We start from the raw sequence: 437 nt of genomic DNA, 5'->3' as shown, positions 1-437 counted from the left end.
TCGGCGGCGATGATGCTGTCCTGGCTGGTGACCTGGCCACCGTTCTTGACCTGCAGGGTGCCGTTGCCGGCGCCGCCGACGATCAGGGTCTTGTCGGTGGACAGCGTGCCGTTGTCGACGCTGACCGTACCGCTACCGCCTCTGAGCGCACCGAGGACGGTATTGCCAGCGGTCTGCACCTTGGCCCCGTTGGTGAGCGACAGCGAGCCGTTGCCGGCCTGGCCGACGATCATGTCGCCGAGGGTCTTCCACAGGCTGTCGGTGCCATCGAGGCTGGCGCTGCCATTGGAGCCCAGGTCAGCGGCGATGATGCTGTCCTGGCTGGTGACCTGGCCGCCGTTCTTGATTTGCAGGGTGCCATTGCCGGCGCCGCCGACGATCAGGGTCTTGTCGGTGGACAGCGTGCCGTTGTCGACGCTGACCGTACCGCTACCGCC

General features: G+C 67.0%; 1 pseudogene. It reads right to left on the bottom strand.

Annotation, left to right across the window (positions count from 1 at the left end):
• Positions 1-437: pseudogene (locus AC07VU_RS30775) on the bottom strand (autotransporter domain-containing protein); the annotation flags it as partial.

The organism is Pseudomonas sp. GW821-FHT02B10 (assembly GCF_059421865.1).
Note: the sequence above shows the minus strand (reverse complement) of the source record. Positions and strands in the feature narration are given on the sequence as shown.